This is a genomic window from Thioclava arctica (assembly GCF_040892615.1).
In the GTDB taxonomy this organism is placed as follows: domain Bacteria; phylum Pseudomonadota; class Alphaproteobacteria; order Rhodobacterales; family Rhodobacteraceae; genus Thioclava; species Thioclava arctica.
Window position 1 is genome coordinate 511,072 of record NZ_JBFRYC010000002.1, and the last position, 22,318, is coordinate 533,389.

The following is a 22,318-nucleotide window of genomic DNA, read 5'->3' on the forward strand; positions in this document are numbered from 1 at the left end:
CTCAATGTGACGCCGGGGCGTCATGCCCGGTCTGTGGCGTTGCGGTTTGAGGATCGACGGCAGGATCGCTTCCCGCATCCTCTTGGCGCATCTCGTCGATCACCGTCATATGGCCATGCGCGTGCAGACCAATCTGCGCGGCTTCTTGGGCGCGTGCCTCGGCCCCGCCCATCACCGCGTCGATATAATTCGCGGGCGCAAACAGCTGCGCCGCGGTGCCCTGCATCCAGCGGCTTACCGGGCCAGCCAGAACGGTCAGGGCCACAAGCCCCGCGATCAACCCGCCCGTTGCGGTGAAGGCCAGCGCCGGGGAGGTCATATCCTTGGGCAGGTCAGGGGCCTCTTCGTCGGAAAAACCGTAAGGGCGCCAGAACACTTGGCTGCCGACACGCGCAAACCCCACGATTGCAATCAGCGAGGTGATCAGCACCGTCGCCCAAAGCCCCCATTGCCCGCGCGTGGCATCCAAAATCATCAGCTTGCCAAGGAAACCAGACAGCGGCGGCATCCCCGCCATCGCCAGCGCTCCGATAAAGAAGAACGCCGCCAACAGCCCGTGATTGCGCAGCAGCGGCGCATCGACCAACGACAGGCCCCAACGCCCGCGCCGCTCGCGCACCAGATCGGCGATCAGGAACAGCGCCGCGGCCACCAGCGTCGAGTGGACCATATAATAAAGCCCCGCCGCCGTCGCGCCTTGGGTGAATTGTGCAAACGCCAGCATCATCGTGCCGACCGAGCCGATCACCGAATAGGTCACCGCGCGGCCCAGATCGCGCGCGCCCAGAATGCCCACCATGCCGATCACCAGCGTCACCAGCGCAGCAGGCAGCAGCAGATCATGCGCCAACGTACCGGTCGTGCCGGTGATCGGGAAAATCAGCGTGTAGACCCGCACGATGGCATAAACGCCCACCTTGGTCATGATCGCAAACAGTGCCGCCACCGGGCCGGGCGCGTTGGTATAGGTTGCAGGCAGCCAGAACTGGAACGGCACCAGCGCCGCCTTGACGGCAAAGACCAGCATCAGCAACGCCGCGCCAACCGCGATCAGCGCAGTATCATCGGCAGGCATCTGGCCCACCTTCTGCGCCAGATCGGCCATGTTCAGCGTGCCCGTCACCGAATATATCGTGCCCAGCGCGAACAAGAACAGCGTCGATCCGGCAAGGTTATAAACGACATATTGCACGCCCGATTTCAGCCGCGCCTTGCCGCCGCCATGGATCATCAACCCATATGAGGCGATCAGCAGCACCTCGAAGAACACGAACAGGTTGAACGCATCGCCCGTCAGGAATGCGCCATTGATCCCCATCATCTGGAACTGCATCAACGAGTGGAAATGCCAGCCGCGCCGATCCCAACCCGAGCCGATGGCATAGAGCACCACGGTCAGACCCAGCAAAGCGTTGAGCACGAGCATCAGCGCCGACAGCCGATCCAGCACCAACACGATGCCATAGGGCGGCTCCCAGTTGCCAAGGCGATACACCTCGGGCGGGCCATTCGAGGCAGACACCATCAGCACGATCGCCAAGATCAGCAGCGCCGACATCCCCAGAACCGAGGCCACACGCTGCGTCACCAGATCGTAGCGCATCCACAGCACGATCAGCGGCGCCAGCATCGCCGGCAGCACGACCGGGGCAATAATCCAATGCTCCATCATTGATCGCCCTCGCTCTCGTCAAGGTCGATGCGGTCGTCGCCCGCCTCAATAAAGGCCCCGAGTGCAAGCATCACCACCACCGCCGTCATCCCGAACGAGATCACGATAGCGGTCAGCACCAGCGCTTGCGGGATCGGGTCAGTGTAGCTGGTGACGCCCTCGCGCAGGATCGGCGGCTGGTTCACCACCAAGCGACCCGTGGCGAACAAAAACACGTTCACCGCGTAAGACAGCAGCGACATGCCGATGACGACCGGGAAGGTGCGCAGCCGCAAGATCATGTAGATACCGGCAGCCGTCAGCACGCCGATGGCAGAGGAGACAAGCACTTCCATCAGTGATCCTCCTCCTTATTCTTCATCTTGTTTTCATGGACTTGATCGCGTTCGGCCCTGGTGGCCTCTTGTGCGGCGCGCGCCGTGCTCCACCAACGCCGTGGCACTTTGGCCTCGGGGGGATAGGGCCCGGCGGCAAGCGGCGCCAGCACGCGGGCTTCGGGCTTTTCAGCAACGATATGCGCGCCTTCTTCGCCGTCTTGCTCTCCCATCGCGGCGCGGCGTGCCAAGCGGCTTAGACCGCCCAGCGCCAGCATCACCGAACCGACCACGCCAAGGAACACGCCAAGGTCAAACCCGGCCGCGGTGGCCAGTTCAAACTTCTCAAGGCCCGGCAATTTGAAATAGCCGAAATCCGAGGTCAGGAAGGGCATATCGTTGAAAAATGCCCCTGCCCCGGTCACCCCGGCAACCAGCACACCCGACGCGATCAACACGTGGTAGTAGACCTTCTGGCGCGCCTGCGTCCACGCAAAGCCACTGGCCATATATTGCGTCACCAAGGCAATCGCGACGACCAGACCAGCAATGAAACCGCCACCCGGTTCGTTATGGCCACGCAGGAAGATATAGAGCCCGACCACCAGCGCAATCGGCATCATCACCCGCGTCACGATCAGCAAGATCAGCGGGTGCTTGTCGCCACCACGCGCCACATCAGGCCGCCACGCGATCAGCTTGCGCGAGGACGCCCCCTGCAACAGCGTCTCGGTCAGCGCAAAGATCACCAGCGCGGCAATCCCCAGCACGGTGATCTCGCCATAGGTATCATAGCCCCGGAAATCGACGAGGATCACGTTGACCACGTTATCTCCGCCCGCAAGATTATAGCTGTTGGCCAGCATATATCCCGACATGCTCGGGAAGGCGAAATCGCGCATCATCAAAGCATAAATCAGCCCGGATACCGCGATACCGGCCACAACCGACAGCGCCACATCAAAGCTGATCTTGAAGCGGCTAGATTCCATCCGCGTGACCTTGGGCAAGAAGTTCAACGCCAGCAGCATCAGCACCGCCGTGACCACCTCGACCGAGATTTGCGTCAGCGCCAGATCGGGTGCCGAGAGGTAGATGAACGACATCGACACGGTCAAGCCGACGATCCCGATCAGCACCAGCGCCAGAATTCGATTGTGATGGAAAGCCACGATGCAGCCCGTCGCGGTCAGCAACAACAACCATGCCGTCACCGCCGCCCCATTCACCGGGGTCAGCGCGCGGGTTTGCGGCCCCATCGCCCCAGTCGTGAACGCGTAAATCCCCGCCCCCACCGATGCCACCGTAAACAGCATTAAATAACGCGCCATCGCGCCATTATTCAGACCCTGCGTGATCCAGTCCGAGAGGCCCTGCACCTGCGCCACGATCCAGTCAAAGATCACCTTGGCGTCGGGGCGCGGCATGCCATCCCAAAGCCGCTGCAACGGCGCATGCGCGGCAAGCAAGACAAGACCGCCTGTCACCGCAATTGCCGACATGATCAGCGCGGGCGTCACCCCATGCCAGATCTTGAGCGCGTGCATGTGATAGCCGCCCCCAACCACCGCATTGGTTGCCATCTGCACATAGGGCCCCACCACCGCCATCGGAAACACCCCGATCGCCAGCACCAGAACGACCAGAAAGGCCGGGCTGAACCACATACCAAAACTCGGATCATGGGGCGTTTTGGGTAGATCCTTACTGACCGGGCCAAAGAACCCGTGACTGATGAAACGAAACGCATAGGTGGCCGAAAAGAGCGCCGCCAAGGTCGCCAGAGCCGGCACGATCCAAGCGTTGCCCAGCCAGGCCGTATGCGCTGCTGCCTCAAGCATCATCTCTTTGGACAAGAACCCGTTGAAGAGCGGAATCCCCGCCATCGAGAGCGCGGCAATCGTGGCGATTGTAAAGGTTATCGGCATCAATTTGCGCAAGCCACTGACGCGGGTTAAATCGCGCGTCCCTGCCTCGTGATCGACAATCCCCGCGGACATGAACAGTGCCGCTTTGAAGGTCGCGTGGTTGATGATGTGAAACACCGCCGCCAGCGCGCCCGCCTGCGTTCCAAGCCCCAGCATGAAGGTGATCAGACCCAAATGCGAGACGGTGGAATAGGCGAGCAACGCCTTCATATCATGTTTGAAAATCGCGATTTTGGCGGCGATCAGCATGGTGATCAGCCCGACACCCGCGACGATATAGAACCACTCGGGCGTGCCCGCCAGAACCGGCCACATCCGGGCCATCAGGAACAGACCCGCCTTCACCATCGTTGCCGAATGCAGATAGGCCGAAACTGGCGTGGGCGCGGCCATCGCGCGGGGCAGCCAGAAATGGAACGGGAACTGCGCCGATTTGGTAAACGCCCCGCCCAGGATCAGCAGCAGCGCGGGCAGATAAAGCGGGCTGGCCTGAATCATGTCCTTATGTTTCAGGATTTCCGAGATGTCATAGCTGCCAACGATATTGCCAAGGATCAGCATCCCCGCGATCATCGACAGCCCGCCCAACCCCGTCACCGTCAGCGCCATGCGCGCGCCTTGGCGGCCTTCGGGCAGGTGCTTCCAATAGCCGATAAGCAGAAAGGAGGACAGCGAGGTCAGCTCCCAGAAAATCAGCAAAAGCAAGATGTTGTCGGACAGAACAATGCCCACCATCGCGCCCTGAAATAGCAACAGATAGGTGTAGAACTGCCCCACCGGATCCTTGTTGGACAGGTAGTAGCGCGCATAAAGAATGATCAGCAAACCGATCCCAAGGATCAGCGTCGCAAACAGCATTCCCAGACCGTCGATCCAGAAATTCACGTTCAGCCCGAGCCACGGCAGCCAGTCGATCCGGCTTTCCACCACGCCGCCCGCCAACACCGTCGGCAGATGCAACAGCAGACCCAACAGCGCGAGTCCCGTTATCAGGGCCGAGGCCGCAGCGGCATTGTTACGCCCGGTTCGGATCAGCAGGGCTGGCAGGGCTGCGCCCAGAAAGGGCAAGGCGGCGATCAGGGCAGGCGACATTCTCTCTCCGGTCCGTTCTTTGGCGGGCCTTGGGCGGAGGATCCGCGATTTGTGAGCCCTCCGCAAAAGCTCTCCATTACCTGAGCAAGCGGGTCCCCCCTGTCAAGCATAACGGGCGGAATCAGAGCGAGAATCGCCACCTCATCGGGCGATAAGCGCGGCGACAGGCGGGATCGCAACGCCTCGCGCACCTTTGCAGCCGCAGCATTTGCGATCGAGCCACGGCGAAAATCGGCAAGAAACCGCGCTTTTAGCGCCATATATGGGCGAGGTTGTGCGAATTTCGCATAGCTCACCCCCTTGGCCCCTGCCCGGCCGTGATGGCCTCTTGAAAGTTTTGTGACGCTGTGACTATGCAATCGGAAATCAGCGCTTATCTATCTGCGCGAAGCTTCTGTTTATGCAGGGAAACAAATGAACTATTCCCAGCCTGTTCCAATGTCCCGTCCGACCCGCCGTGCTCTGCTTGGCGCGGGGTCTGCGCTTGGCCTTTTGGCCGTCGCAGGACTGCCCGCACGCCCTGCTTTCGCCCAGGACGCGGCCCAGCCCGCTCCGGTGACCGCGCCTGCTGCACCCGCAGCCACTCCCGCTGCGCCGCAGCAAGTGCCGTTTTCCTTCGACACGCTCTCGGCGCAGATGCAAACCGAGGCCAAAGGTGACCCCGTTGCGCCCGCGAAGGCCAGCGATGCGTTCCTGAGCGAGTTGACCTATGACACCTATCGCTTGATCCGGTTTGACCCCGCCAAGGCGGTCTTTGCCACGATAAAAGACACCCAGTTCGAGTTGCAAGCCTTCCACCTGGGTTGGCTGTTCAAAGAGCCTGTGCAGATGTTCTCGGTCGCAGACGGGCAAGCGAGCCCGATGAATTTCTCAACCGACGATTTCATCTACGAGCGCGAGGCGCGCAAGATCGTTCCCGAGCATGCCCCCTTGCCCGGTGTGGCTGGCTTTCGGCTGCACAGCCCGATCAACCGCCCCGATGTGATGGATGAACTGGTGGCGTTTCAGGGCGCGTCCTATTTCCGCGCGCTTGGGCGTGGCTCGGCCTATGGGCTGTCGGCACGGGGTCTGGCGCTCAATACCGGGTTGTCCGTGGCCGAGGAATTCCCGCGCTTTACGCGCTTCTGGATCGAAACGCCGCAGCCCGGGGCCAATACGATCACCGTCTATGCCGCGATGAATTCGGCCTCGCTGACCGGGGCCTATCGCTTTGTCATCTCGCCCGGCGAGTCGACGTCGATGGAGGTCACCGCGCGGCTGTTCATCCGCGCCGACATCCCGCAACTGGGCGTCGCGCCGCTGACGTCGATGTTCCTTTACGGCCCGCGCAACCGCGCCGATTTCGACGATTACCGCCCCAAGGTGCATGACAGCGACGGGCTGGCGATTTCTCAGGCTGATGGCGATCAGATCTGGCGGCCTTTGCAAAACCCCGGCACGCTGGCCTCCTCTTATTTTGCAGAGACCGCGCCGCGCAGCTTTGGTCTGTATCAGCGTGATCGCGATTTCGATCACTACCAAGACCCCGCCGCCCATTACGAACGCCGCCCCTCGGCGCGCGTCAGCCCGATGGGCGATTGGGGCAAAGGCATGATCCGGCTTGTCGAGATTCCCTCGAAGCTGGAAGTGAACGACAATATCGTCGCCTTTTGGGTGCCCGAAGCCCCCGCCAAGGCTGGCGATGCGCTGGAATTCGCCTATCGGCTGGATTGGGGGGATCTGCCCCCTGACACGAGCGATGCGCGTGCCCATATCTCTGAAACCCGCGCCGGAACAGGTGGCGTCTCGGGCGTGGAGAATACCAAAGGCACCCGAAAATTCGTCATAGATTTCAAGGGTGGAGAGATCGCGAACCTTCCTGCAGATGCTGGCGACAAGATTGAAGTGGTCACCAATGCAGGCAAGGGAAAAATCGTGACACAGACCCTTTCCAAGGTCGAGCAAGACGGCGTGTGGCGGCTTGTGTTGGATGTTTCCGCCGATGGCACTTCGCCGGTGGAACTTTCTGCGCATCTTTCAGGTTATGGACGCAAGTTGTCTGAAACCTGGCTTTACCAGTGGAATCGATCATGACCTCATCTCATATGCTGCCCCTCGTGCCTGCGGTCTCGGACCCGTTTGTAGCGATGCGCCCCTCCCCCGAGGCGTTGATTGCCGGGCCTTGCGCACTGCCCGCAGCCCCCCTTGCGATGCCGCCCCAACAGATCGAACCCGATCTGCGATTCAGCACGCGCATTGCGCGTCTGCTGGGCCGTCGCGCAGACGGCTCGCTTGGGGGAACCACCTGACATGGACTGGCTGGCGCACCCGCGTGGCGCCGTCTTGATTGCCCTGCGCATCCTTGCGCTGGGGCTGTCAGCGATGGCGGGTCTTGGGGCTTTCGTGCTGTTTTTGCAATTCGGTCAGGCCGATGGCTTGCAGATCCTTGATGTCGTGCGCGCCGTTCTGATCCTGATCTCGACGCTTTGGCTGGCTTGGGGCGCGGTGCAGGCACTGATCGGGCTGACGACGTTGCCGCGCGCGCCGCGCCTTGAAGCCGGTGCCCCGATCAAAGGGGCCACCGTGGTGCTGGTGCCGGTCTATAATGAAGACCCCGTTTCGACCTTTTCACGCGTCGCGGCGATGGATGCTTCGCTGACCGCGACCGGAGAGAGTGCGCGCATCCATTTCGCAATCCTGTCGGACACGCGCAATGAAGAAATCGCGGCGCGCGAGGCGCTCGTATTCGCCCATCTCGTCGACGAGCGCGACGGGTTGGGCCGGTTCTTTTATCGCCGCCGGATCAATAATATCGGCAAGAAGGCGGGCAATATCGAGGATTTCATGACCCGCTCGGGCGCGGCTTATGATTATGCGCTGATTTTGGACGCCGACAGTTTGATGGAAGGCGAGACGATCTTGCAAATGATCCGCCGGATCGAGGCGGAACCGACCCTTGGCCTGCTGCAAACCCTGCCCCGCGTGATCCGGGCGCGCTCGCGCTTTGCCCGCGCGATGCAGTTTTCGGCCAGCTTCTTCTCGCCGGTTTTCGCGCGGGGTCTGGCGATGTTGCAAGGGCGCACCGGGCCGTTCTGGGGTCATAACGCCATCGTACGCACGCGCGCATTCGCGGAATCCTGCGGTCTGCCCGCGTTGCGTGGCACACCCCCTTTTGGCGGCCATGTGATGAGCCATGACTATGTCGAGGCCGCACTTTTGGCGCGCAAAGGCTGGCTGGTGCGGCTGGATGACGACCTTGAGGGATCGTTCGAAGAAGGCCCCGAGAATATCGTCGATCACGCCAAACGCGACCGCCGCTGGTGTCAGGGCAACCTGCAACATGCCCGCATCATCGGCGCGCCGGGGCTGCGCGGTTGGTCGCGCTTTGTCTTTGCGCAAGGCATCATGGCCTATATCGCGCCGCTGTTTTGGCTGGGTTTTCTGGCCGCCTCGGTTGCCGCGCCGCTATTCGTGCCGCCGCCGGATTACTTCCCAGAACCCTATTGGCCGTTCCCCTATTTCCCGCCCTCCGAAGCCTCGAAGGCGATCGGTCTGGCGATTGGCATCTTTGGCCTGCTGCTGGTGCCCAAGCTGTTGATCGCGGCCCGCGCGGCGCTGCTGGGTCATGCCCGCGACTTCGGAGGCTCGGCAACGGCCTTTGCCTCAACCGTTGCAGAGCTGGCGTTTTCCTCGCTGACCGCGCCGGTGCTGCTGGCCTATGCCACGCGCTCGGTGTTTCAGGTGGTTCTGGGGCGCGATGGCGGCTGGCCGACGAACAATCGCGGCGATGGCCAGCTAGGCCTGATTGAGGGCTTTGTTGCCTCGTGGTGGATCGTGGCGATTGGGGCAAGCGGGCTGGTGCTGACCTATTTCCTCGCGCCGGGACTGCTGTTCTGGCTGCTGCCGGTGGGGCTGCCGATGCTGGCAGCACCGTGGCTCATTTCCTGGTCGTCAAAGCCCACACAATCGCACTTGATGCGCGTGCCTTCTGAAACCTCCCTGCCCCCAGTCGTGGCGCTGCACGACCGCATCCTGACGCGCTGGGACAACGCTTTCCCTGCACCCGATAATGCCCGCACCGAGCCTGCCTCGGCCGCGGGCCGGAGCCCTGCCCATGCGTGATATCACGGTCCTTAAATCTGTGCGTGACCTGCGGATTGATCTGTTCCGCGGACTCGCTTTGGTGATGATCTTTGCCGATCATATTCCGGGCAATTTCTATGAACATCTCACCACCCGAAATCTGGGCTTTTCCGATGCGGCGGAGGGGTTTGTCTTTATGTCCGGTATCGCTGCCGCGCTGGCCTATGGTCCGGCCTTGGCGCGCGGGCTGAACTGGGAAGGCACGTCGCGGCTATGGGGCCGGGCATGGCTGCTATATCTCGTGCATATGATGACTGCGATCTGGGCGATTGCGATTGTCTCGGCGGCGGTGCAGTTCTGGGGCGCGGATGTGATGCTGACCAAGAACGCGTTCAAGAGCTTTACCACCGATCCGTTCGGCTTTCTGATCGGCATCGCAAGCCTTGGGCATCAGCTGGGCTATGTGAACATCCTGCCGATGTATATGGTGCTGTTGCTGATGGCGCCGGGGTTGATCCGGCTGGGGCAGCGCGCGCCGATGGGTCTGCTTGCGACCTCGGTCGGGCTTTGGGCGGTGGCGGGGCTGTTGCGGTTGAACCTGCCGAACTATCCGATGCCGGGAGGGTGGTTTTTCAACCCCTTCGCTTGGCAGTTGGTGTTTTCCCTCGGCCTGCTGACCGGGCTTGCGCTGCGACAGGGGCACCGGCTGGTGGCAGTGCGCGGCTGGCTGGTCGCGCTGGCGGCGGGCTGGTTGGTTCTGACGGCGGTTTGGGTGAATTCAGATTGGATGCTGGCGAATTTCGGTCATGGCACATGGCAGTTGCGTCAATGGGGCGTGCCGTTCTTTGTCGCGGGTTTTGACAAGACCTTTGAATCGCTGCCGCGCCTGCTTCATCTGTTATCGCTGGCCTATATTCTATCGCTGCCCGGCATCATCCCACGGATCGCTGCGGCGCGTGTGCTGGAACCGATCCGCATGTTGGGGCGTCATTCGCTGCCGGTTTTTGCCACTGGCACGGTGTTGGCTATCGCGGGACAGGCCGTGAAAACGGTCCATCCCGGCGGCTTTGTCCAAGATAGCGCGCTGATCTTTGGCGGGTTGGCTTTGCAATTCGTACTGGCCTATCTGCGCGACCGCTACGGCCCCAAAGCGCGCCGGTCTGCGAAAAAACTGGCCGAGGCACATCACGCAGCCAGCGTCGCTCCCGCAGCGCCTACGCAAATGCTGATCCGCGCCGCCGAATAGGCGCGGATCAATCCGAGATCAGCCCCTCGGATTTCAGCGCCTGCTCTCTGATCGCTTTGACGGCGGCCTGCACCTTGGGCGTGCGGTGCAAATCCACATGGGTCACCAGCCAGATATTGGAATCCCAACTGTCATAGGGTTTCACCACCTCTTCCAGCGTCGGATCGGAGCGCCCCATCGGCACGGTCAAAAAGCCCATGCCCAAACCCTGTTTGATCGCATCAACCTGCGCCTCGTGCTCATTGGCGCGAAACACGACATTCTCATCGGGCACGTTTTCGGAAATCCAGCGAAAGAAAGGCGCGCGACTATCGCGATTATCCGTCGAGACGAAACGATGCTTTGACATGTCTTCCTTGCTGCGCGGAATGCCGTAGCGCTCAACATAGGAGTGGCTGGCATAGAGCGTGTTTTGCATCCGCCCCAGCGATTGCACCACATTGTCAGGCTCGGTCGGGCGGTTGCCAGCGCGGATCGCGACATGAGCCTCGCCATATTCCAGCCGGAACACCCGCAGATCGGTCAAATATCGCAGCCGCAATTCGGGGTAGTCGAGCAGCAATTTATGCATCGCCGGCAGCACCAGAACCGAGGCCGGAGTGATCGAGGTCACGATCAATTCGCCCGACACCTCTTCGCCCGCCCCGGCAATCCGCGCTGCCAACTGGCTGAACTGATCCTCGGTCGCCTGCCCCACCGACAGCAATTGCTGGCCCGCCTCGGTCGGGGTGTAGCCGCGCGGATGGCGCTGAAACAGCTTGGTGTGCAGCTTCTCTTCAAGCGAATCCACATGTCGAATGACCGTCGCATGATGCACGCCAAGCACCTCGGCTGCGCCCGAAACGGTGCCCACCCGTGCCACCTGAAAAGCGGTCCGAATTTCGTCCCAGCTATCTAAACCCATCTCAAAGCGCCCACCTGTGCATTTACGAACGTATCCTGATCGATCATGCCAGTTGCGTTCTTTTGTGCAAGCGCCATTTTCAACCCACCTGATAAAAATATGGAGACCTCCCATGACAAGCATCCTGCGCATCGACAGTTCCATCAAGGGCGACGCGTCAATCACCCGCCGCCTGACCGCCAAGATCACCGACCATCTGGGCGGCGATGTCAGCGTGCGCGACACCACCAAGCTGCCGCTGATTGATGGCAACTGGATCGGTGCGGCCTATACCCCCGCCGATCAGCGCAGCGAGGCGCAAAAAGAACAGCTGGCCCTGTCTGATGCCTTGATTGCCGAATTGAAAGCCGCCGACACGCTGGTGATCGGCATGCCGCTGTATAACTTCGGTGTGACAGGTCCGCTGAAAGCGTGGATCGACATGATCTGCCGCGTGGGCGAGACCTTCCGCTACACTGAGAGCGGGCCCGAGGGCCTTGTGGCTCCCAAGCGTGTGTTTATCGCCTACGCTGCGGGCGGTGTCCCCCACGGGTCAGGCTTTGATCACGCCTCGGGCTATCTGCGTCAGGTTCTGGGCTTTATCGGCCTGACCGATCTGACCTTTGTTGCCGCCGAAGGTGTCGCGGTCGATGAAGCCGTCGCGATCGCCAAAGCCGAAGAACAGATCGCAGGCCTCGCCGCCTGATCCCAAAGGTTCCTCCCCGATAAGGCCCCGTGGTTGACCTGTGGTTGACTCTGCGGGGCCTTTGTCCTATCCACGCCCAGATTCCCCGGAGGACTATTCCCTCCGGTCCCGGCATTCGGTCGGGATCGCCACCAGTCAGCGCGTTGCGCCCACTGGTGTGCTTGTCGTTTGCTTGGCTCTGCCACTGGAGGGTGACCCATGTTCGAAAGTCTTTCAGAACGCCTTGGCGGCGTATTCGACCGGCTCACCAAACAAGGCGCACTGTCCGCCGATGACGTAAAAACCGCGCTGCGCGAAGTGCGCGTGGCCCTGCTTGAGGCGGATGTTTCGCTGCCGGTCGCACAGCAATTCGTGAAATCGGTTGAGGGCAAGGCGACCGGCGCTTCCGTGACCAAATCGGTCACGCCCGGTCAGCAGGTCGTCAAGATTGTGCATGACGAGCTGATCGCGATGCTCGCGGGCGAGGGTCCCGCCGATACGCTGAAAATCGACAACCCGCCCGCGCCGATCCTGATGGTCGGCCTGCAAGGCTCGGGGAAAACGACCACTACCGCGAAGCTCGCCAAACGGCTGAAGGATCGCGAAGGCAAGCGGGTGCTGATGGCCTCGCTGGACACCAACCGCCCCGCCGCAATGGAGCAGTTGCAAATTCTCGGCACCCAGATCGGCGTTGACACGCTGCCGATCATCAAAGGCGAAACCGCCGTGCAGATCGCCAAGCGCGCCAAGCAACAGGCGACACTGGGCGGCTATGACGTTTACATGCTCGACACCGCCGGGCGCTTGCATATCGACGAAGTCCTGATGGACGAAGTGCAGGCGGTTCGTGACGTGGCGAACCCGCGCGAGACCCTGCTGGTGGTCGATGGTCTGACCGGTCAGGACGCTGTGAATGTGGCCACCGAGTTTGACGAAAAAGTCGGCGTCACCGGCGTCGTGCTGACGCGGATGGATGGCGACGGGCGCGGCGGTGCGGCACTGTCGATGCGTGCCGTCACCGGCAAACCGATCCGCTTTGTCGGTCTTGGCGAAAAGATGGATGCGCTTGAGACCTTTGAGGCCGAACGTGTCGCGGGCCGTATCCTTGGCATGGGCGATATTGTCGCGCTGGTCGAGCGCGCGCAAGAAACGCTGGAACAGGAACAAGCCGAGCGCATGGCCAAGCGCTTTCAAAAGGGCCTGTTCAACATGAACGACATGAAGGGCCAGCTTGATCAGATGCTCAAGATGGGCGGCATGCAGGGCGTGATGGGCATGATGCCGGGCATGGCGAAATACGCCAAGCAAGCCGAAGATGCGGGCCTGAACGACAAAACGATCACGCATCAGATCGCGCTGATCAATTCGATGACCAAGAAAGAGCGCGCCAATCCACAGATCCTGCAAGCAAGCCGCAAAAAGCGGATCGCGGCAGGTTCGGGCTTGGAGGTGTCTGACCTCAACAAGCTGCTCAAGATGCACCGCCAGATGTCGGACCAGATGAAAAAGCTGTCCAAGATGGGCAAGGGCGGGATGCTCAAGCAGGCGATGAAACTGATGGGCGGCAAGGGCGGCACGCCCGATCTGGCCAATATGGACCCCGCCGAACTGGAAGCCGCCGCCAAAGCGATGGGCGGCAAGCTGCCCAAGGGCGGCTTGGGTGGATTGGGCGGCGCACTGCCGCCGGGCCTGTCGGGCTTTGGAAAGAAGAACTGAGCCGATGAGTGACGCAACCACCCGCGCCGCCGATCTGCTGGCCGAGCATCGCGACAGCATCGACCGGCTCGATGCCGTACTGATCTACACCCTGGCCGAGCGGTTCGCTCAGACCAAGGCCGTGGGCAAGCTCAAGGCCGAGCACCAGCTTCCGCCCTCTGACCCCGCACGCGAGGCCACGCAGATTGCACGCCTTGAAACGCTGGCGCTGCAATCCGGGCTCGACCCGGAATTCGCCAAGAAATTCCTGAATTTCGTGATTTCGGAAGTGATCCGCCACCACGAACGATTCCAGAAATAACACCAGAAATGACGGGCTAGTTTCGCCCATCACCAGCCATCCAAAGGAGATAACGCAATGGCTATGAAGATCCGTCTCGCCCGTGGGGGCTCCAAGAAGCGCCCGTTCTACTCGATCGTCGCTACCGACTCGCGCATGCCGCGCGACGGTCGCTTCCTCGAAAAGCTGGGCACCTATAACCCGCTGCTCGCCAAAGACAGCGAAGAGCGCGTGAAAATGGACGTCGAGCGCGTCAAGCATTGGCTTGAAAAGGGCGCACAGCCCACCGACCGTATCGCACGCTTCCTCGAAGCTTCGGGCGTCGTTGCCAAGACCGAGCGCAAGAACCTAAAGAAAGCTGTTCCCGGCAAGAAAGCCACCGAGCGCGCCGAACAGAAAGCCGCCAAAGAAGCCGCGGCCAACGCTCCGGCCGAAGAGCCTGCAGCCGAAGCCTCGGCGGAATAATCCGCGTCGTTTAGGATGGATGGTGGGCCGGGCAGGTTTTGCTCGGCCCCTGCCCGTTTTCGGGATTTAGGAGCGCAGTCATGTCCACTCTCGAGCGTATCTGTGTGGGCGCCATCGCCGGCGCCTTTGGCGTGCAAGGCGAGGTCCGCATCAAAAGCTTTTGCGCCGAACCCGAAGACATCGCCCATTACGCGCCGCTTTATAGCGAAGACGGCGCACAGACATATGAGATCAAACTCACCCGCCCGCTCAAGAACGGGTTGGGCGCGCGCATCAAGGGCGTTGCGACCAAAGAACAGGCCGATGCGCTGCGGGGTACAACGCTTTGGACCGATCGCGCGCAGCTACCCTCGCTGCCCGATGATGAATTTTACCACGCCGATCTGATCGGGCTTGAGGTTGTCGATACCGGCGGCGCGAAAGTCGGATCGGTGCGCGCGGTGCACAATCACGGCGCGGGCGACATTCTGGAAATCAACGCGCCGGGGCGCAAGACCCCGCTGCTGTTGCCCTTCACCAAGGCTATCGTGCCCACGGTCGATCTGGCCGCCGCACGCATCGTGATCGACCCGCCCGAGGATCTGTAGCGGATGCGCGTGATCGTTCATGCGGGCTTTCACAAGACCGGCAGTTCGACGATTCAAGCGATCTTGCGCGAGGCCCGCGACCGCCTGCCCGATTGGGTTTTCGGACTGCGCTATGACATTGCGGGGATTTCGCGCGCCGCGCGCCATGTCTCGCTCAATGGTGATCCGCTGGAACTGGGTCTGTTCAAGGCCGCGCTGGCCGATTGGCTGGGCGAACAACGCCGTGACGCGCGCGGCATCGTCATCTCGAACGAGCGGATCATGGGCGCGATGCCGGGCGATCCGAACGTATCCAGCTACGCGGTCGCGCCGATCCTGCTGGCCGCGATGCGCGATGTGATCCACAAGCAGCTCGGCAAATCGGTCGATCTGCAATTCTACCTTTCGACCCGCGATCCCGCCGCCTGGATCGACAGCCTGCATTGGCAACAGGTGCGCACCAGCACTCTGGCCGAAACGCAGGCAAGTTTTCGCGCCCGGATCACGCCGCAGTTTCAAATCGAGTCTGTGCTGGCGCAGACCCGCGCCGCATTGGGGGGCACGCTGCTGATCACGCATCCGCTTGAACACAGCAAAACCCGCCCCGAAGGTCCGATAGCGCCGCTGCTTGACCTGATGAATCTCAGCCCGGCGGAGCGCGCGCAGATCAAACCGGCGCCTCCCCAGAACGCGCGGCCACGCGGGGTTGATTTGACGGCTTTGGCCGATGCCTTGGCCGCGATCAACGCGCAGCGATTGCCTACGGATGCGGCAGAACAGGCCAAGCGCGATGTCATGCGCGAGGCATGGCGCGAGGACGCAAAATTGAGGGCGAATAATGACTGACACTCCCCCCCCGATGGGCCGCAAATCGCATGGCCGCCTCAGCATATCGGCCAATCGCCAGCCGCGCTCGTTGATGGACGAGCCGCCGCGCATCAAAGGCGCATGGACCGCGAAAATCGTGACGCTGTTCCCCGATGCGTTTCCTGGCACGCTTGGGCTTAGCCTGTTGGGCAAGGCGCGGGAATTGGGGCTTTGGGCGCTGGAAACCATCGACCTGCGCCCGTTCGGGATCGGCAAGCATCACAATGTCGATGACACCCCCGCAGGAGGCGGCGCGGGCATGGTGCTGCGCGCCGATGTGGTGGGTGCGGCGCTGGCGCAGGCGCGCATCGGGACGCCGCAAGACCGCGCGCTTTGGCCGGTGGTTTACCTGTCGCCGCGCGGTGCCCCGCTGACGCAGGCGATGGCGCAACGCTTTGCGCAAGCCGAGGGGATGACCCTGTTATGCGGGCGATTCGAGGGCGTGGACGAGCGGGTGCTCGAACAGTTCGGCATCGAAGAGGTCAGCATCGGGGATTTCGTTCTGACTGGCGGCGAGGTGGCTGCGCAAGTGCTGATCGACGCGACCGTGCGGCTTATCCCCGGCGTGTTGGGCAATGCGGACTCGGCCGTAGAAGAAAGCCATTCCAATGGCTTGCTGGAACATCCCCAATATACCAAGCCCGCCGAATGGGAAGGCCGCGCGATCCCCGAAGTGCTGATGTCGGGCCATCACGGCAAGATCGAAAAATGGCGCCATGAGATGTCACAAGCGCTGACCCGTGCGCGCCGCCCCGATCTTTGGGCACAATACCTGCAAAAACAGGGCAAAACGGATGCGGGCGAGGCTTGATTTAGCCGCGCTTTGGCCGTATCACGCGCAGGTCCGGACCGGAATCGGCCCTCGGACCCTTTATTTGTGGCGTGCGGGAATTTTCTTCAACCGCGAGACGACCGCAAATCAAGGACCAAAGCGAAAGACGACCTGAACCCTCCCGGCGGGCGTGACCCTTGCGATCAAGGCCACGAACCCGATGAAGACCCGGAGCTCTGAGGCGGCGACAAACCTTCACGGGAAAAACCGTGAGCTTATGAAAGGACTTGCGATGAACCTGATCGCGCAGATCGAGGCGGAACAAATCGCCGCACTCGACAAAACTATCCCCGATTTCAAAGCCGGCGACACCGTTCGCGTGGGCTACAAAGTGACCGAGGGCACCCGCTCGCGCGTCCAGATGTACGAAGGCGTGTGCATCGCGCGCAAAGGCGGCGCAACGCTGGCCGCTTCGTTCACCGTGCGCAAGATCTCGTTCGGCGAAGGCGTGGAACGTGTGTTCCCGCTGTATTCGACCAACATCGACTCGATCGAAGTTGTTCGCCGCGGTCGCGTGCGTCGTGCCAAGCTGTATTACCTGCGCACCCGTCGCGGTAAATCGGCCCGTATCGCCGAAGACACCAATTACAAAGCCAAAGCGTAAGGAGCGGGACAATGAAAGCCGAAACCCATCCCGACTACCACCAGATCACCGTCAAGATGACCGACGGGACCGAGTACCAGACGCGCACCACCTGGGGTGCCGAGGGTGCAACCATGACGCTCGACATCGACCCGACCTCGCACCCGGCGTGGAACGGCGGCAGCTCGCGCCTGTTGGATACCGGCGGTCGCGTGTCGAAGTTCAAAAACAAATATGCTGGTCTGGGCTTCTAAGCCGACCCATATGTTTCGAACCAAGGGCGCCTTTCGGGGCGCCCTTTTTCATGGCTCGCGCCGACGGCCCTGTTATCTTCTGGGGGCTGCGACATGTGCGCGGAGATGCATGCACTGACGCACCGCGCCCCCTAGCCCTCACGCCAAAACCCTTGTAAACCCTCGCCAAACACATCCGATCAAGGGGCTTTCATGGCGCGTCATCTGATTACCTCCGCTATTCCCTATATCAACGGGATCAAGCATCTGGGCAATCTCGTGGGCAGTCAGTTGCCCGCCGATCTGTTCGCCCGCTATCAGCGCGCGCGTGGCCATGAGGTGATGTTCATCTGCGCTACGGACGAACACGGCACGCCTGCCGAACTGGCCGCCGCCAAAGCAGGCAAGCCGGTGGCCGAATATTGCACCGAGATGCACGAGGTGCAGGCCGAGATCGCGCGCGGCTTCAAGCTGAGCTTTGATCACTTCGGGCGTTCTTCCAGTGCGCAAAACCGCAAGCTGACACAACATTTCGCCGTGCAACTTGCCAAGGCCGGGTTGCTGCGTGAAGTGACCGAAAAGCAGATGTATTCCAAGGCCGATGGCCGCTTTCTGCCGGACCGCTATATCGAGGGCACCTGCCCCAATTGCGGCTTTGAAAGCGCGCGCGGCGATCAATGTGACAATTGCACCAAGCAGCTTGATCCGGTCGATCTGATCAACCCGCATTCGGTGATTTCCGGCTCGACCGATCTGGAACTGCGCGAGACCAAGCACCTGTTCCTGCGCCAATCGGCGATGAAGGATCAACTGGATGCGTGGATCGATAGCAAGACCGATTGGCCGATCCTGACCACCTCGATTGCCAAGAAATGGCTGCATGATGGCGACGGCTTGCAAGATCGCGGCATCACGCGCGACCTGAGCTGGGGCGTGCCTGCGCAATTTGAGGGCGCGCCGTGGTCAGGCATGGAAGGCAAGGTTTTCTACGTCTGGTTCGACGCGCCAATCGAATATCTGGCGGCGACGCAGGAATGGGCCGACAAGACCGGCGGCGATTGGGAGCGCTGGTGGCGCACCGACAAGGGCGCCGATGACGTGACCTACACGGAATTCATGGGCAAGGATAACGTGCCCTTCCACACGCTGTCTTTCCCGGCGACGATTTTGGGCTCGAACGAGCCGTGGAAGCTGGTCGATTACATCAAATCGTTCAACTACCTGAACTATGATGGCGGCCAATTCTCGACCTCGCGTGGGCGCGGCGTGTTCATGGATCAGGCGCTGGAAATCCTGCCCGCCGATTACTGGCGCTGGTGGCTGCTAAGCCATGCGCCCGAAAGCGCGGATAGCGAGTTCACTTGGGAGAACTTCCAGACTTCGGTGAACAAGGATCTGGCTGATGTGCTGGGCAATTTCGTCAGCCGCATCACCAAGTTCACCCGCTCCAAATTCGGCGAAGCGTTGCCCGAAGGTGGCGCATGGGGCGAGCAGGAAGACACGCTGATCGACGAATTGACCACCCGCATCCGGGCCTATGAAACCCATATGGAAGCGATGGACATTCGCAAATCCGCCGCTGAATTGCGCGCGATCTGGGTGGCCGGGAACGAGTATCTGCAAGCCTCGGCCCCTTGGTCGGCGTTCAAAACCGATCCCGACCGGGCTGCAGCGATTGCGCGCCTCGCGCTGAATTTGATCCCGCTTTATGCGGTGCTGTCTGCGCCGTTCATCCCGGATGCTGCAGATAGCATGCTGGGCGCGATGCAGACCGAGGATCGCAGCTGGCCTCAGGATGTGAAGGCTGCGCTGGCCGCCCTACCCGCAGGTCATGCCTTCACCACGCCCGAGGTTCTGTTTCGCAAGATCGCAGATGAGGAGCGCGAAGACTGGCAAAAACGCTTTGCCGGAACGCGCGACTGAGAACGCCAAACGCAGACCGCGCTGCGTAAACGCTTTGCAAAAGGCGCGATTTGCGGCACTCTCGTGCAAAAAGCAGGAGCAGGCCATGATCGTTTCACACACGCAAAGTCCTAGCTGATGGGACCGTTTTTTGGCGTTCTGACCATGGCGGGATCGCGACTGGTCTTCACAAGCCTCGCCCTCGTGATCTGGCTGATCTCGCGGCCCGGCGGCTGGGCCGTTTTGGTGGTATTGGTGTTGCTCGCGCTCAGGGTCCTCCCCAATGCGTCACATTAAGGCTATACTCGCGCTCAATAGGCAAATCAGCAAATAATCCACGGGATAAGAATGAACATTATCGAATTACTGGGCGGCGGCGACATCGTGATGATTGCCATCGCAGTCTTCCTGATCATTTGCGTCTTTCTGGGCGTGCGGATCGTGCCGCAATCTGAAAAATATGTCGTTGAACGCTTTGGGCGACTGCGCTCGGTGCTGGGGCCGGGGCTCAACTTTATCGTGCCGTTTCTGGACCGCGTTCCGCATAAAATCTCGATCCTTGAACGCCAGTTACCCAATGCGATGCAAGACGGGATCACCGCCGATAACGTGCTGGTCAAGGTCGAAACCTCGGTCTTTTATCGCATCATCGAGCCGGAAAAGACTGTCTATCGTATCCGCGATGTTGATGCAGCGATTGCCACGACTGTAGCGGGGATCGTGCGCTCGGAAATCGGCGTTCTGGAACTCGACGAGGTGCAATCGAACCGCGCGCAACTGATCTCCAAAGTGCGCGAGCAGGTCGCCGCGATGGTCGATGATTGGGGGATCGAGGTGACGCGCGCCGAGGTGCTCGACGTAAATCTCGACGAGGCGACACGCGCCGCGATGATGCAGCAGCTCAACGCTGAGCGTGCACGCCGCGCCACCGTGACCGAGGCCGAAGGGCGCAAGCGCGCGGTCGAGCTGGACGCCGAAGCAAAATTGTTTCAGGCGCAAAAAGAGGCGGAGGCCCGTCGCATCACCGCCGATGCCGAAGCCTATGCAACCGAAGTCGTCGCAGTGGCCATCGCCAAAAATGGGCTCGCGGCTGCGCAATATCAGGTGGCTTTGAAGCAGGTCGATGCGATTGCGCAGGTCGCCAAGGGTGAGGGCAAGCAGACCATTATTCTGCCCGCCGCCGCCCTCGAGGCCTTTACGGACGCCTTCCACTTGTTAGGGAAAAAGTGATGGAATACTGGCAGCAAGGTTGGGTATGGGTCGTCGCGGGCGTGGTGCTGGGCGTGTTGGAAATGCTCATCCCCGGCTTTGTGTTTTTAGGCTTTGCAATTGGGGCGGTGGTCGTGGGGGCGCTGATCTGGATCGGAGTTCTGGGCCATTATGTGCCGCTGACCTTGCTGATTTTCGCCGCGATTTCTGTTTTGAGCTGGCTGGTGCTGCGCCGGATCATGGGCGTGCGCCATGGTCAGACCAAGGTCTGGGATCGCGACATCAACGATAACTGAGCCGCTGTGATGGAACGTGCGCGAACAGGGTAGCGTTTCTGTGTCAGTTGTAGCGGTCGAGATTGGCTCAAAGGCATAGGCACAGCTGGCCCATTCTGGCCAGTTTCGCAAAATGGAAGCGGCGCTCATTGGAGCGTCGTTTTGCCATCAGCCGATGCCCGCCTATCTGCAAGACGCATAGGGAACGCGGCGCGCGTCTCGGCGTTCATACCACGACACAACTCGGGAACTGGCATGATGCGGACATCTTCACGACAGACCAATATTGGTGGGCTTATCCTGACGTTCATAGCGCTTATTTTGGCGCTGGGCGTGGTCATCTGGCTGATCGCCGACACGCCGCTGGATGGCGGGGCGCAGGTGGCCACCGATCCCCCCGCCTATAAGCAGATCACGGATAAAACCGATGCGACTGTGACCGTGTCGCCCAATCCGAAAGGTGGGGTGACGGCGGATAGGACGAAAACTCAGTAGATGCTTGATCAGCGCGCGCGCAGTTCGGCCACGATCGCCTCGGCAGCGGCGCGCGGATCGCCGGCGCGATGAATGGGGCGGCCAACCACGATGTGATCTGCGCCCGCGGCCACGGCTGATGCGGGCGTTGCGATGCGCTTCTGATCCCCCAGATCAGCCCCGGCCGGACGCACGCCGGGTGTCACGATCAGCTTGCCTGCCGCCTCGGGCAAGGCGCGGATCAGCGCCGCTTCCTGAGGGCTGGCGATAACGCCATCGGCGCCCGCCTCAAAAGCGCGCCCCGCCCGTTCGACCACCAGATCGGCAATATCACCCGGCTTGATCAGCGCGCCATCCAGATCGGCGCGATCCAGCGAGGTCAGAATCGTCACCGCGAGAATTTTCATATCCTTGCCAGCGGCGCCTTGCTTGGCCGCGTTCACGACATAGGGGTCGCCATGCACGGTCAGGAAATCCAGATCGAACTGCGCCAAGCCGCGCACCGCAGCCTCCACCGTTGCGCCAATGTCAAACAGCTTCATATCAAGGAAAATACGTTTGCCCTGATCGAGTTTCAGTTCGGTCGCGAGCGCAAGCCCGCCCCCCGTCAGCATTCCCAACCCGATCTTGTAAAACGACACCGCATCACCCAGCCGATTGGCCAGCAAAAGCCCCTCATGGGCATTGGGCACGTCAAGCGCCACGATCAAGCGGTCATCTGCGGGCAAGGTTTGATCGGTCATCAGGGCGCTCCTTTCGCGGGTCGCCCCCCTGATGGGGGGCAATCGCGCCTAGGTCAAGCGCAGCATCAGCGTTTACAGCCCACCGATGCCGCGACGCTGCGCCTCGCGCGTCAGCGCGCGGGCGAGTTGGCCGTAACTGATGCGTTCGTTTGCTTCAACAAGAACGGGAATGCGCAGCGGTTGCGCCAGTCCGGGGGTGAAAAATTCCACCACCGCTTCAAATTGGCGCTGCGCGGCGTTATAGATAAGGTGGGCAATATGGGCGGCGCTGGCATGGTGCATGTGACCTAT

At 61.3% G+C, this 22,318-nt stretch carries 24 protein-coding genes; 18 read left to right on the forward strand and 6 right to left on the reverse strand.

From position 1 onward, the window contains the following. Window position 1: 1 nt before the first annotated feature. Genes AB4874_RS05260 through AB4874_RS05270 form a run of 3 tightly spaced genes read right to left on the reverse strand, consistent with a single transcriptional unit; the run spans window position 2 to window position 5,006 of the window. Window positions 2–1,669 (reverse strand): monovalent cation/H+ antiporter subunit D, encoded by a 1,668-nt coding sequence (locus AB4874_RS05260; protein ID WP_368391197.1) that lies wholly within the window; start codon window positions 1,667–1,669, stop codon window positions 2–4. Further along, window positions 1,669–2,007: a Na+/H+ antiporter subunit C gene (locus AB4874_RS05265; protein ID WP_368391198.1), complete on the reverse strand. Its 339-nt coding sequence runs from the start codon at window positions 2,005–2,007 to the stop codon at window positions 1,669–1,671. Before AB4874_RS05265 ends, AB4874_RS05260 begins: the two co-directional genes overlap by 1 nt. Next, window positions 2,007–5,006, reverse strand: a complete 3,000-nt coding sequence (locus AB4874_RS05270; RefSeq protein ID WP_368391199.1) for a monovalent cation/H+ antiporter subunit A — start codon at window positions 5,004–5,006, stop codon at window positions 2,007–2,009. The genes AB4874_RS05265 and AB4874_RS05270 overlap by 1 nt, the downstream gene beginning before the upstream one ends. 438 nt (window positions 5,007–5,444) lie before the next feature. Between AB4874_RS05270 and AB4874_RS05275 the strand changes: the two genes are divergently transcribed. The 4 genes from AB4874_RS05275 to AB4874_RS05290 are packed head-to-tail and all read left to right on the forward strand — an operon-like array spanning window position 5,445 to window position 10,314. Then, on the forward strand, window positions 5,445–7,079 hold the full coding sequence (locus tag AB4874_RS05275) for an OpgD/OpgG family glucan biosynthesis protein (RefSeq protein WP_368391200.1): 1,635 nt from the start codon (window positions 5,445–5,447) through the stop codon (window positions 7,077–7,079). Then, complete coding sequence (locus tag AB4874_RS05280) at window positions 7,076–7,294, forward strand: hypothetical protein (protein WP_368391201.1); 219 nt, start codon at window positions 7,076–7,078, stop codon at window positions 7,292–7,294. The genes AB4874_RS05275 and AB4874_RS05280 overlap by 4 nt, the downstream gene beginning before the upstream one ends. Window position 7,295: 1 nt before the next feature. Beyond that, window positions 7,296–9,107, forward strand: a complete 1,812-nt coding sequence (mdoH, locus tag AB4874_RS05285; RefSeq protein WP_368391202.1) for a glucans biosynthesis glucosyltransferase MdoH — start codon at window positions 7,296–7,298, stop codon at window positions 9,105–9,107. After that, on the forward strand, window positions 9,100–10,314 hold the full coding sequence (locus AB4874_RS05290; RefSeq protein WP_368391203.1) for an OpgC family protein: 1,215 nt from the start codon (window positions 9,100–9,102) through the stop codon (window positions 10,312–10,314). The genes mdoH and AB4874_RS05290 overlap by 8 nt, the downstream gene beginning before the upstream one ends. A 7-nt stretch (window positions 10,315–10,321) precedes the next feature. Here the strand turns inward: AB4874_RS05290 and AB4874_RS05295 are convergent, their stop codons facing one another. Beyond that, a complete protein-coding gene (locus AB4874_RS05295; RefSeq protein WP_295532515.1) occupies window positions 10,322–11,218 on the reverse strand; it encodes a LysR family transcriptional regulator in 897 nt (298 codons plus the stop codon). A 112-nt stretch (window positions 11,219–11,330) separates the two neighbouring features. Here AB4874_RS05295 and AB4874_RS05300 point away from each other — a divergent pair, with 112 nt between their 5' ends. From AB4874_RS05300 to AB4874_RS05365, 14 genes are all read left to right on the forward strand, one after another. Then, window positions 11,331–11,903, forward strand: coding sequence for an FMN-dependent NADH-azoreductase (locus AB4874_RS05300; protein WP_368391204.1), 573 nt, complete (start codon window positions 11,331–11,333; stop codon window positions 11,901–11,903). A 198-nt stretch (window positions 11,904–12,101) separates the two neighbouring features. Continuing rightward, on the forward strand, window positions 12,102–13,598 hold the full coding sequence (gene ffh, locus AB4874_RS05305) for a signal recognition particle protein (RefSeq protein WP_295532510.1): 1,497 nt from the start codon (window positions 12,102–12,104) through the stop codon (window positions 13,596–13,598). 4 nt (window positions 13,599–13,602) lie between these two features. Next, entirely contained in the window at window positions 13,603–13,899 is a 297-nt protein-coding gene (locus AB4874_RS05310) for a chorismate mutase (RefSeq protein WP_295532509.1), read from the forward strand. 57 nt (window positions 13,900–13,956) lie between these two features. Then, the gene (gene rpsP, locus AB4874_RS05315) at window positions 13,957–14,343 is read left to right on the forward strand and encodes a 30S ribosomal protein S16 (protein WP_295532507.1); all 387 of its coding nucleotides are present in this window, start codon (window positions 13,957–13,959) and stop codon (window positions 14,341–14,343) included. Window positions 14,344–14,423: 80 nt separating this feature from the next. Continuing rightward, complete coding sequence (gene rimM / locus AB4874_RS05320) at window positions 14,424–14,930, forward strand: ribosome maturation factor RimM (RefSeq protein WP_295532505.1); 507 nt, start codon at window positions 14,424–14,426, stop codon at window positions 14,928–14,930. Between the two features lie 3 nt (window positions 14,931–14,933). Next, window positions 14,934–15,755, forward strand: coding sequence for a hypothetical protein (locus AB4874_RS05325; protein WP_368391205.1), 822 nt, complete (start codon window positions 14,934–14,936; stop codon window positions 15,753–15,755). Next, on the forward strand, window positions 15,748–16,587 hold the full coding sequence (trmD, locus tag AB4874_RS05330) for a tRNA (guanosine(37)-N1)-methyltransferase TrmD (RefSeq protein WP_368391206.1): 840 nt from the start codon (window positions 15,748–15,750) through the stop codon (window positions 16,585–16,587). Before AB4874_RS05325 ends, trmD begins: the two co-directional genes overlap by 8 nt. A 253-nt stretch (window positions 16,588–16,840) precedes the next feature. After that, on the forward strand, window positions 16,841–17,212 hold the full coding sequence (gene rplS / locus AB4874_RS05335; protein WP_295532499.1) for a 50S ribosomal protein L19: 372 nt from the start codon (window positions 16,841–16,843) through the stop codon (window positions 17,210–17,212). 11 nt (window positions 17,213–17,223) lie between these two features. Next, window positions 17,224–17,445 carry a 50S ribosomal protein L31 gene (gene rpmE / locus AB4874_RS05340; protein ID WP_295532497.1) on the forward strand — a complete coding sequence of 74 codons (222 nt, stop codon included), beginning with the start codon at window positions 17,224–17,226 and terminating at the stop codon, window positions 17,443–17,445. A gap of 192 nt (window positions 17,446–17,637) precedes the next feature. Then, the gene (metG, locus tag AB4874_RS05345; protein WP_368391207.1) at window positions 17,638–19,347 is read left to right on the forward strand and encodes a methionine--tRNA ligase; all 1,710 of its coding nucleotides are present in this window, start codon (window positions 17,638–17,640) and stop codon (window positions 19,345–19,347) included. Window positions 19,348–19,464: 117 nt separating this feature from the next. Next, window positions 19,465–19,623, forward strand: coding sequence for a hypothetical protein (locus AB4874_RS05350; RefSeq protein ID WP_368391208.1), 159 nt, complete (start codon window positions 19,465–19,467; stop codon window positions 19,621–19,623). Window positions 19,624–19,674: 51 nt separating this feature from the next. Further along, the gene (locus AB4874_RS05355) at window positions 19,675–20,556 is read left to right on the forward strand and encodes an SPFH domain-containing protein (protein WP_295532493.1); all 882 of its coding nucleotides are present in this window, start codon (window positions 19,675–19,677) and stop codon (window positions 20,554–20,556) included. Next, window positions 20,556–20,831 carry an NfeD family protein gene (locus AB4874_RS05360; protein WP_368391209.1) on the forward strand — a complete coding sequence of 92 codons (276 nt, stop codon included), beginning with the start codon at window positions 20,556–20,558 and terminating at the stop codon, window positions 20,829–20,831. Before AB4874_RS05355 ends, AB4874_RS05360 begins: the two co-directional genes overlap by 1 nt. A gap of 234 nt (window positions 20,832–21,065) precedes the next feature. After that, window positions 21,066–21,305 carry a hypothetical protein gene (locus AB4874_RS05365; RefSeq protein ID WP_368391210.1) on the forward strand — a complete coding sequence of 80 codons (240 nt, stop codon included), beginning with the start codon at window positions 21,066–21,068 and terminating at the stop codon, window positions 21,303–21,305. 8 nt (window positions 21,306–21,313) lie between these two features. On the opposite strand, the gene pyrF is transcribed toward AB4874_RS05365, so the two are convergent. Continuing rightward, the gene (gene pyrF / locus AB4874_RS05370; RefSeq protein ID WP_368391211.1) at window positions 21,314–22,027 is read right to left on the reverse strand and encodes an orotidine-5'-phosphate decarboxylase; all 714 of its coding nucleotides are present in this window, start codon (window positions 22,025–22,027) and stop codon (window positions 21,314–21,316) included. Between the two features lie 72 nt (window positions 22,028–22,099). Then, entirely contained in the window at window positions 22,100–22,309 is a 210-nt protein-coding gene (locus AB4874_RS05375; protein ID WP_295532485.1) for a hypothetical protein, read from the reverse strand. Window positions 22,310–22,318 lie beyond the last annotated feature (9 nt).

Bases quoted from the DNA above. Each gene is read 5' to 3' on its own strand.
- AB4874_RS05260 (WP_368391197.1), bottom strand. From the start codon at position 1,669: ATGGAGCATTGGATTATTGCCCCGGTCGTGCTGCCGGCGATGCTGGCG.
- AB4874_RS05265 (WP_368391198.1), bottom strand. From the start codon at position 2,007: ATGGAAGTGCTTGTCTCCTCTGCCATCGGCGTGCTGACGGCTGCCGGT.
- AB4874_RS05270 (WP_368391199.1), bottom strand. From the start codon at position 5,006: ATGTCGCCTGCCCTGATCGCCGCCTTGCCCTTTCTGGGCGCAGCCCTG.
- AB4874_RS05275 (WP_368391200.1), top strand. From the start codon at position 5,445: ATGTCCCGTCCGACCCGCCGTGCTCTGCTTGGCGCGGGGTCTGCGCTT.
- AB4874_RS05280 (WP_368391201.1), top strand. From the start codon at position 7,076: ATGACCTCATCTCATATGCTGCCCCTCGTGCCTGCGGTCTCGGACCCG.
- mdoH (WP_368391202.1), top strand. From the start codon at position 7,296: ATGGACTGGCTGGCGCACCCGCGTGGCGCCGTCTTGATTGCCCTGCGC.
- AB4874_RS05290 (WP_368391203.1), top strand. From the start codon at position 9,100: ATGCGTGATATCACGGTCCTTAAATCTGTGCGTGACCTGCGGATTGAT.
- AB4874_RS05295 (WP_295532515.1), bottom strand. From the start codon at position 11,218: ATGGGTTTAGATAGCTGGGACGAAATTCGGACCGCTTTTCAGGTGGCA.
- AB4874_RS05300 (WP_368391204.1), top strand. From the start codon at position 11,331: ATGACAAGCATCCTGCGCATCGACAGTTCCATCAAGGGCGACGCGTCA.
- ffh (WP_295532510.1), top strand. From the start codon at position 12,102: ATGTTCGAAAGTCTTTCAGAACGCCTTGGCGGCGTATTCGACCGGCTC.
- AB4874_RS05310 (WP_295532509.1), top strand. From the start codon at position 13,603: ATGAGTGACGCAACCACCCGCGCCGCCGATCTGCTGGCCGAGCATCGC.
- rpsP (WP_295532507.1), top strand. From the start codon at position 13,957: ATGGCTATGAAGATCCGTCTCGCCCGTGGGGGCTCCAAGAAGCGCCCG.
- rimM (WP_295532505.1), top strand. From the start codon at position 14,424: ATGTCCACTCTCGAGCGTATCTGTGTGGGCGCCATCGCCGGCGCCTTT.
- AB4874_RS05325 (WP_368391205.1), top strand. From the start codon at position 14,934: ATGCGCGTGATCGTTCATGCGGGCTTTCACAAGACCGGCAGTTCGACG.
- trmD (WP_368391206.1), top strand. From the start codon at position 15,748: ATGACTGACACTCCCCCCCCGATGGGCCGCAAATCGCATGGCCGCCTC.
- rplS (WP_295532499.1), top strand. From the start codon at position 16,841: ATGAACCTGATCGCGCAGATCGAGGCGGAACAAATCGCCGCACTCGAC.
- rpmE (WP_295532497.1), top strand. From the start codon at position 17,224: ATGAAAGCCGAAACCCATCCCGACTACCACCAGATCACCGTCAAGATG.
- metG (WP_368391207.1), top strand. From the start codon at position 17,638: ATGGCGCGTCATCTGATTACCTCCGCTATTCCCTATATCAACGGGATC.
- AB4874_RS05350 (WP_368391208.1), top strand. From the start codon at position 19,465: ATGGGACCGTTTTTTGGCGTTCTGACCATGGCGGGATCGCGACTGGTC.
- AB4874_RS05355 (WP_295532493.1), top strand. From the start codon at position 19,675: ATGAACATTATCGAATTACTGGGCGGCGGCGACATCGTGATGATTGCC.
- AB4874_RS05360 (WP_368391209.1), top strand. From the start codon at position 20,556: ATGGAATACTGGCAGCAAGGTTGGGTATGGGTCGTCGCGGGCGTGGTG.
- AB4874_RS05365 (WP_368391210.1), top strand. From the start codon at position 21,066: ATGATGCGGACATCTTCACGACAGACCAATATTGGTGGGCTTATCCTG.
- pyrF (WP_368391211.1), bottom strand. From the start codon at position 22,027: ATGACCGATCAAACCTTGCCCGCAGATGACCGCTTGATCGTGGCGCTT.
- AB4874_RS05375 (WP_295532485.1), bottom strand. From the start codon at position 22,309: ATGCACCATGCCAGCGCCGCCCATATTGCCCACCTTATCTATAACGCC.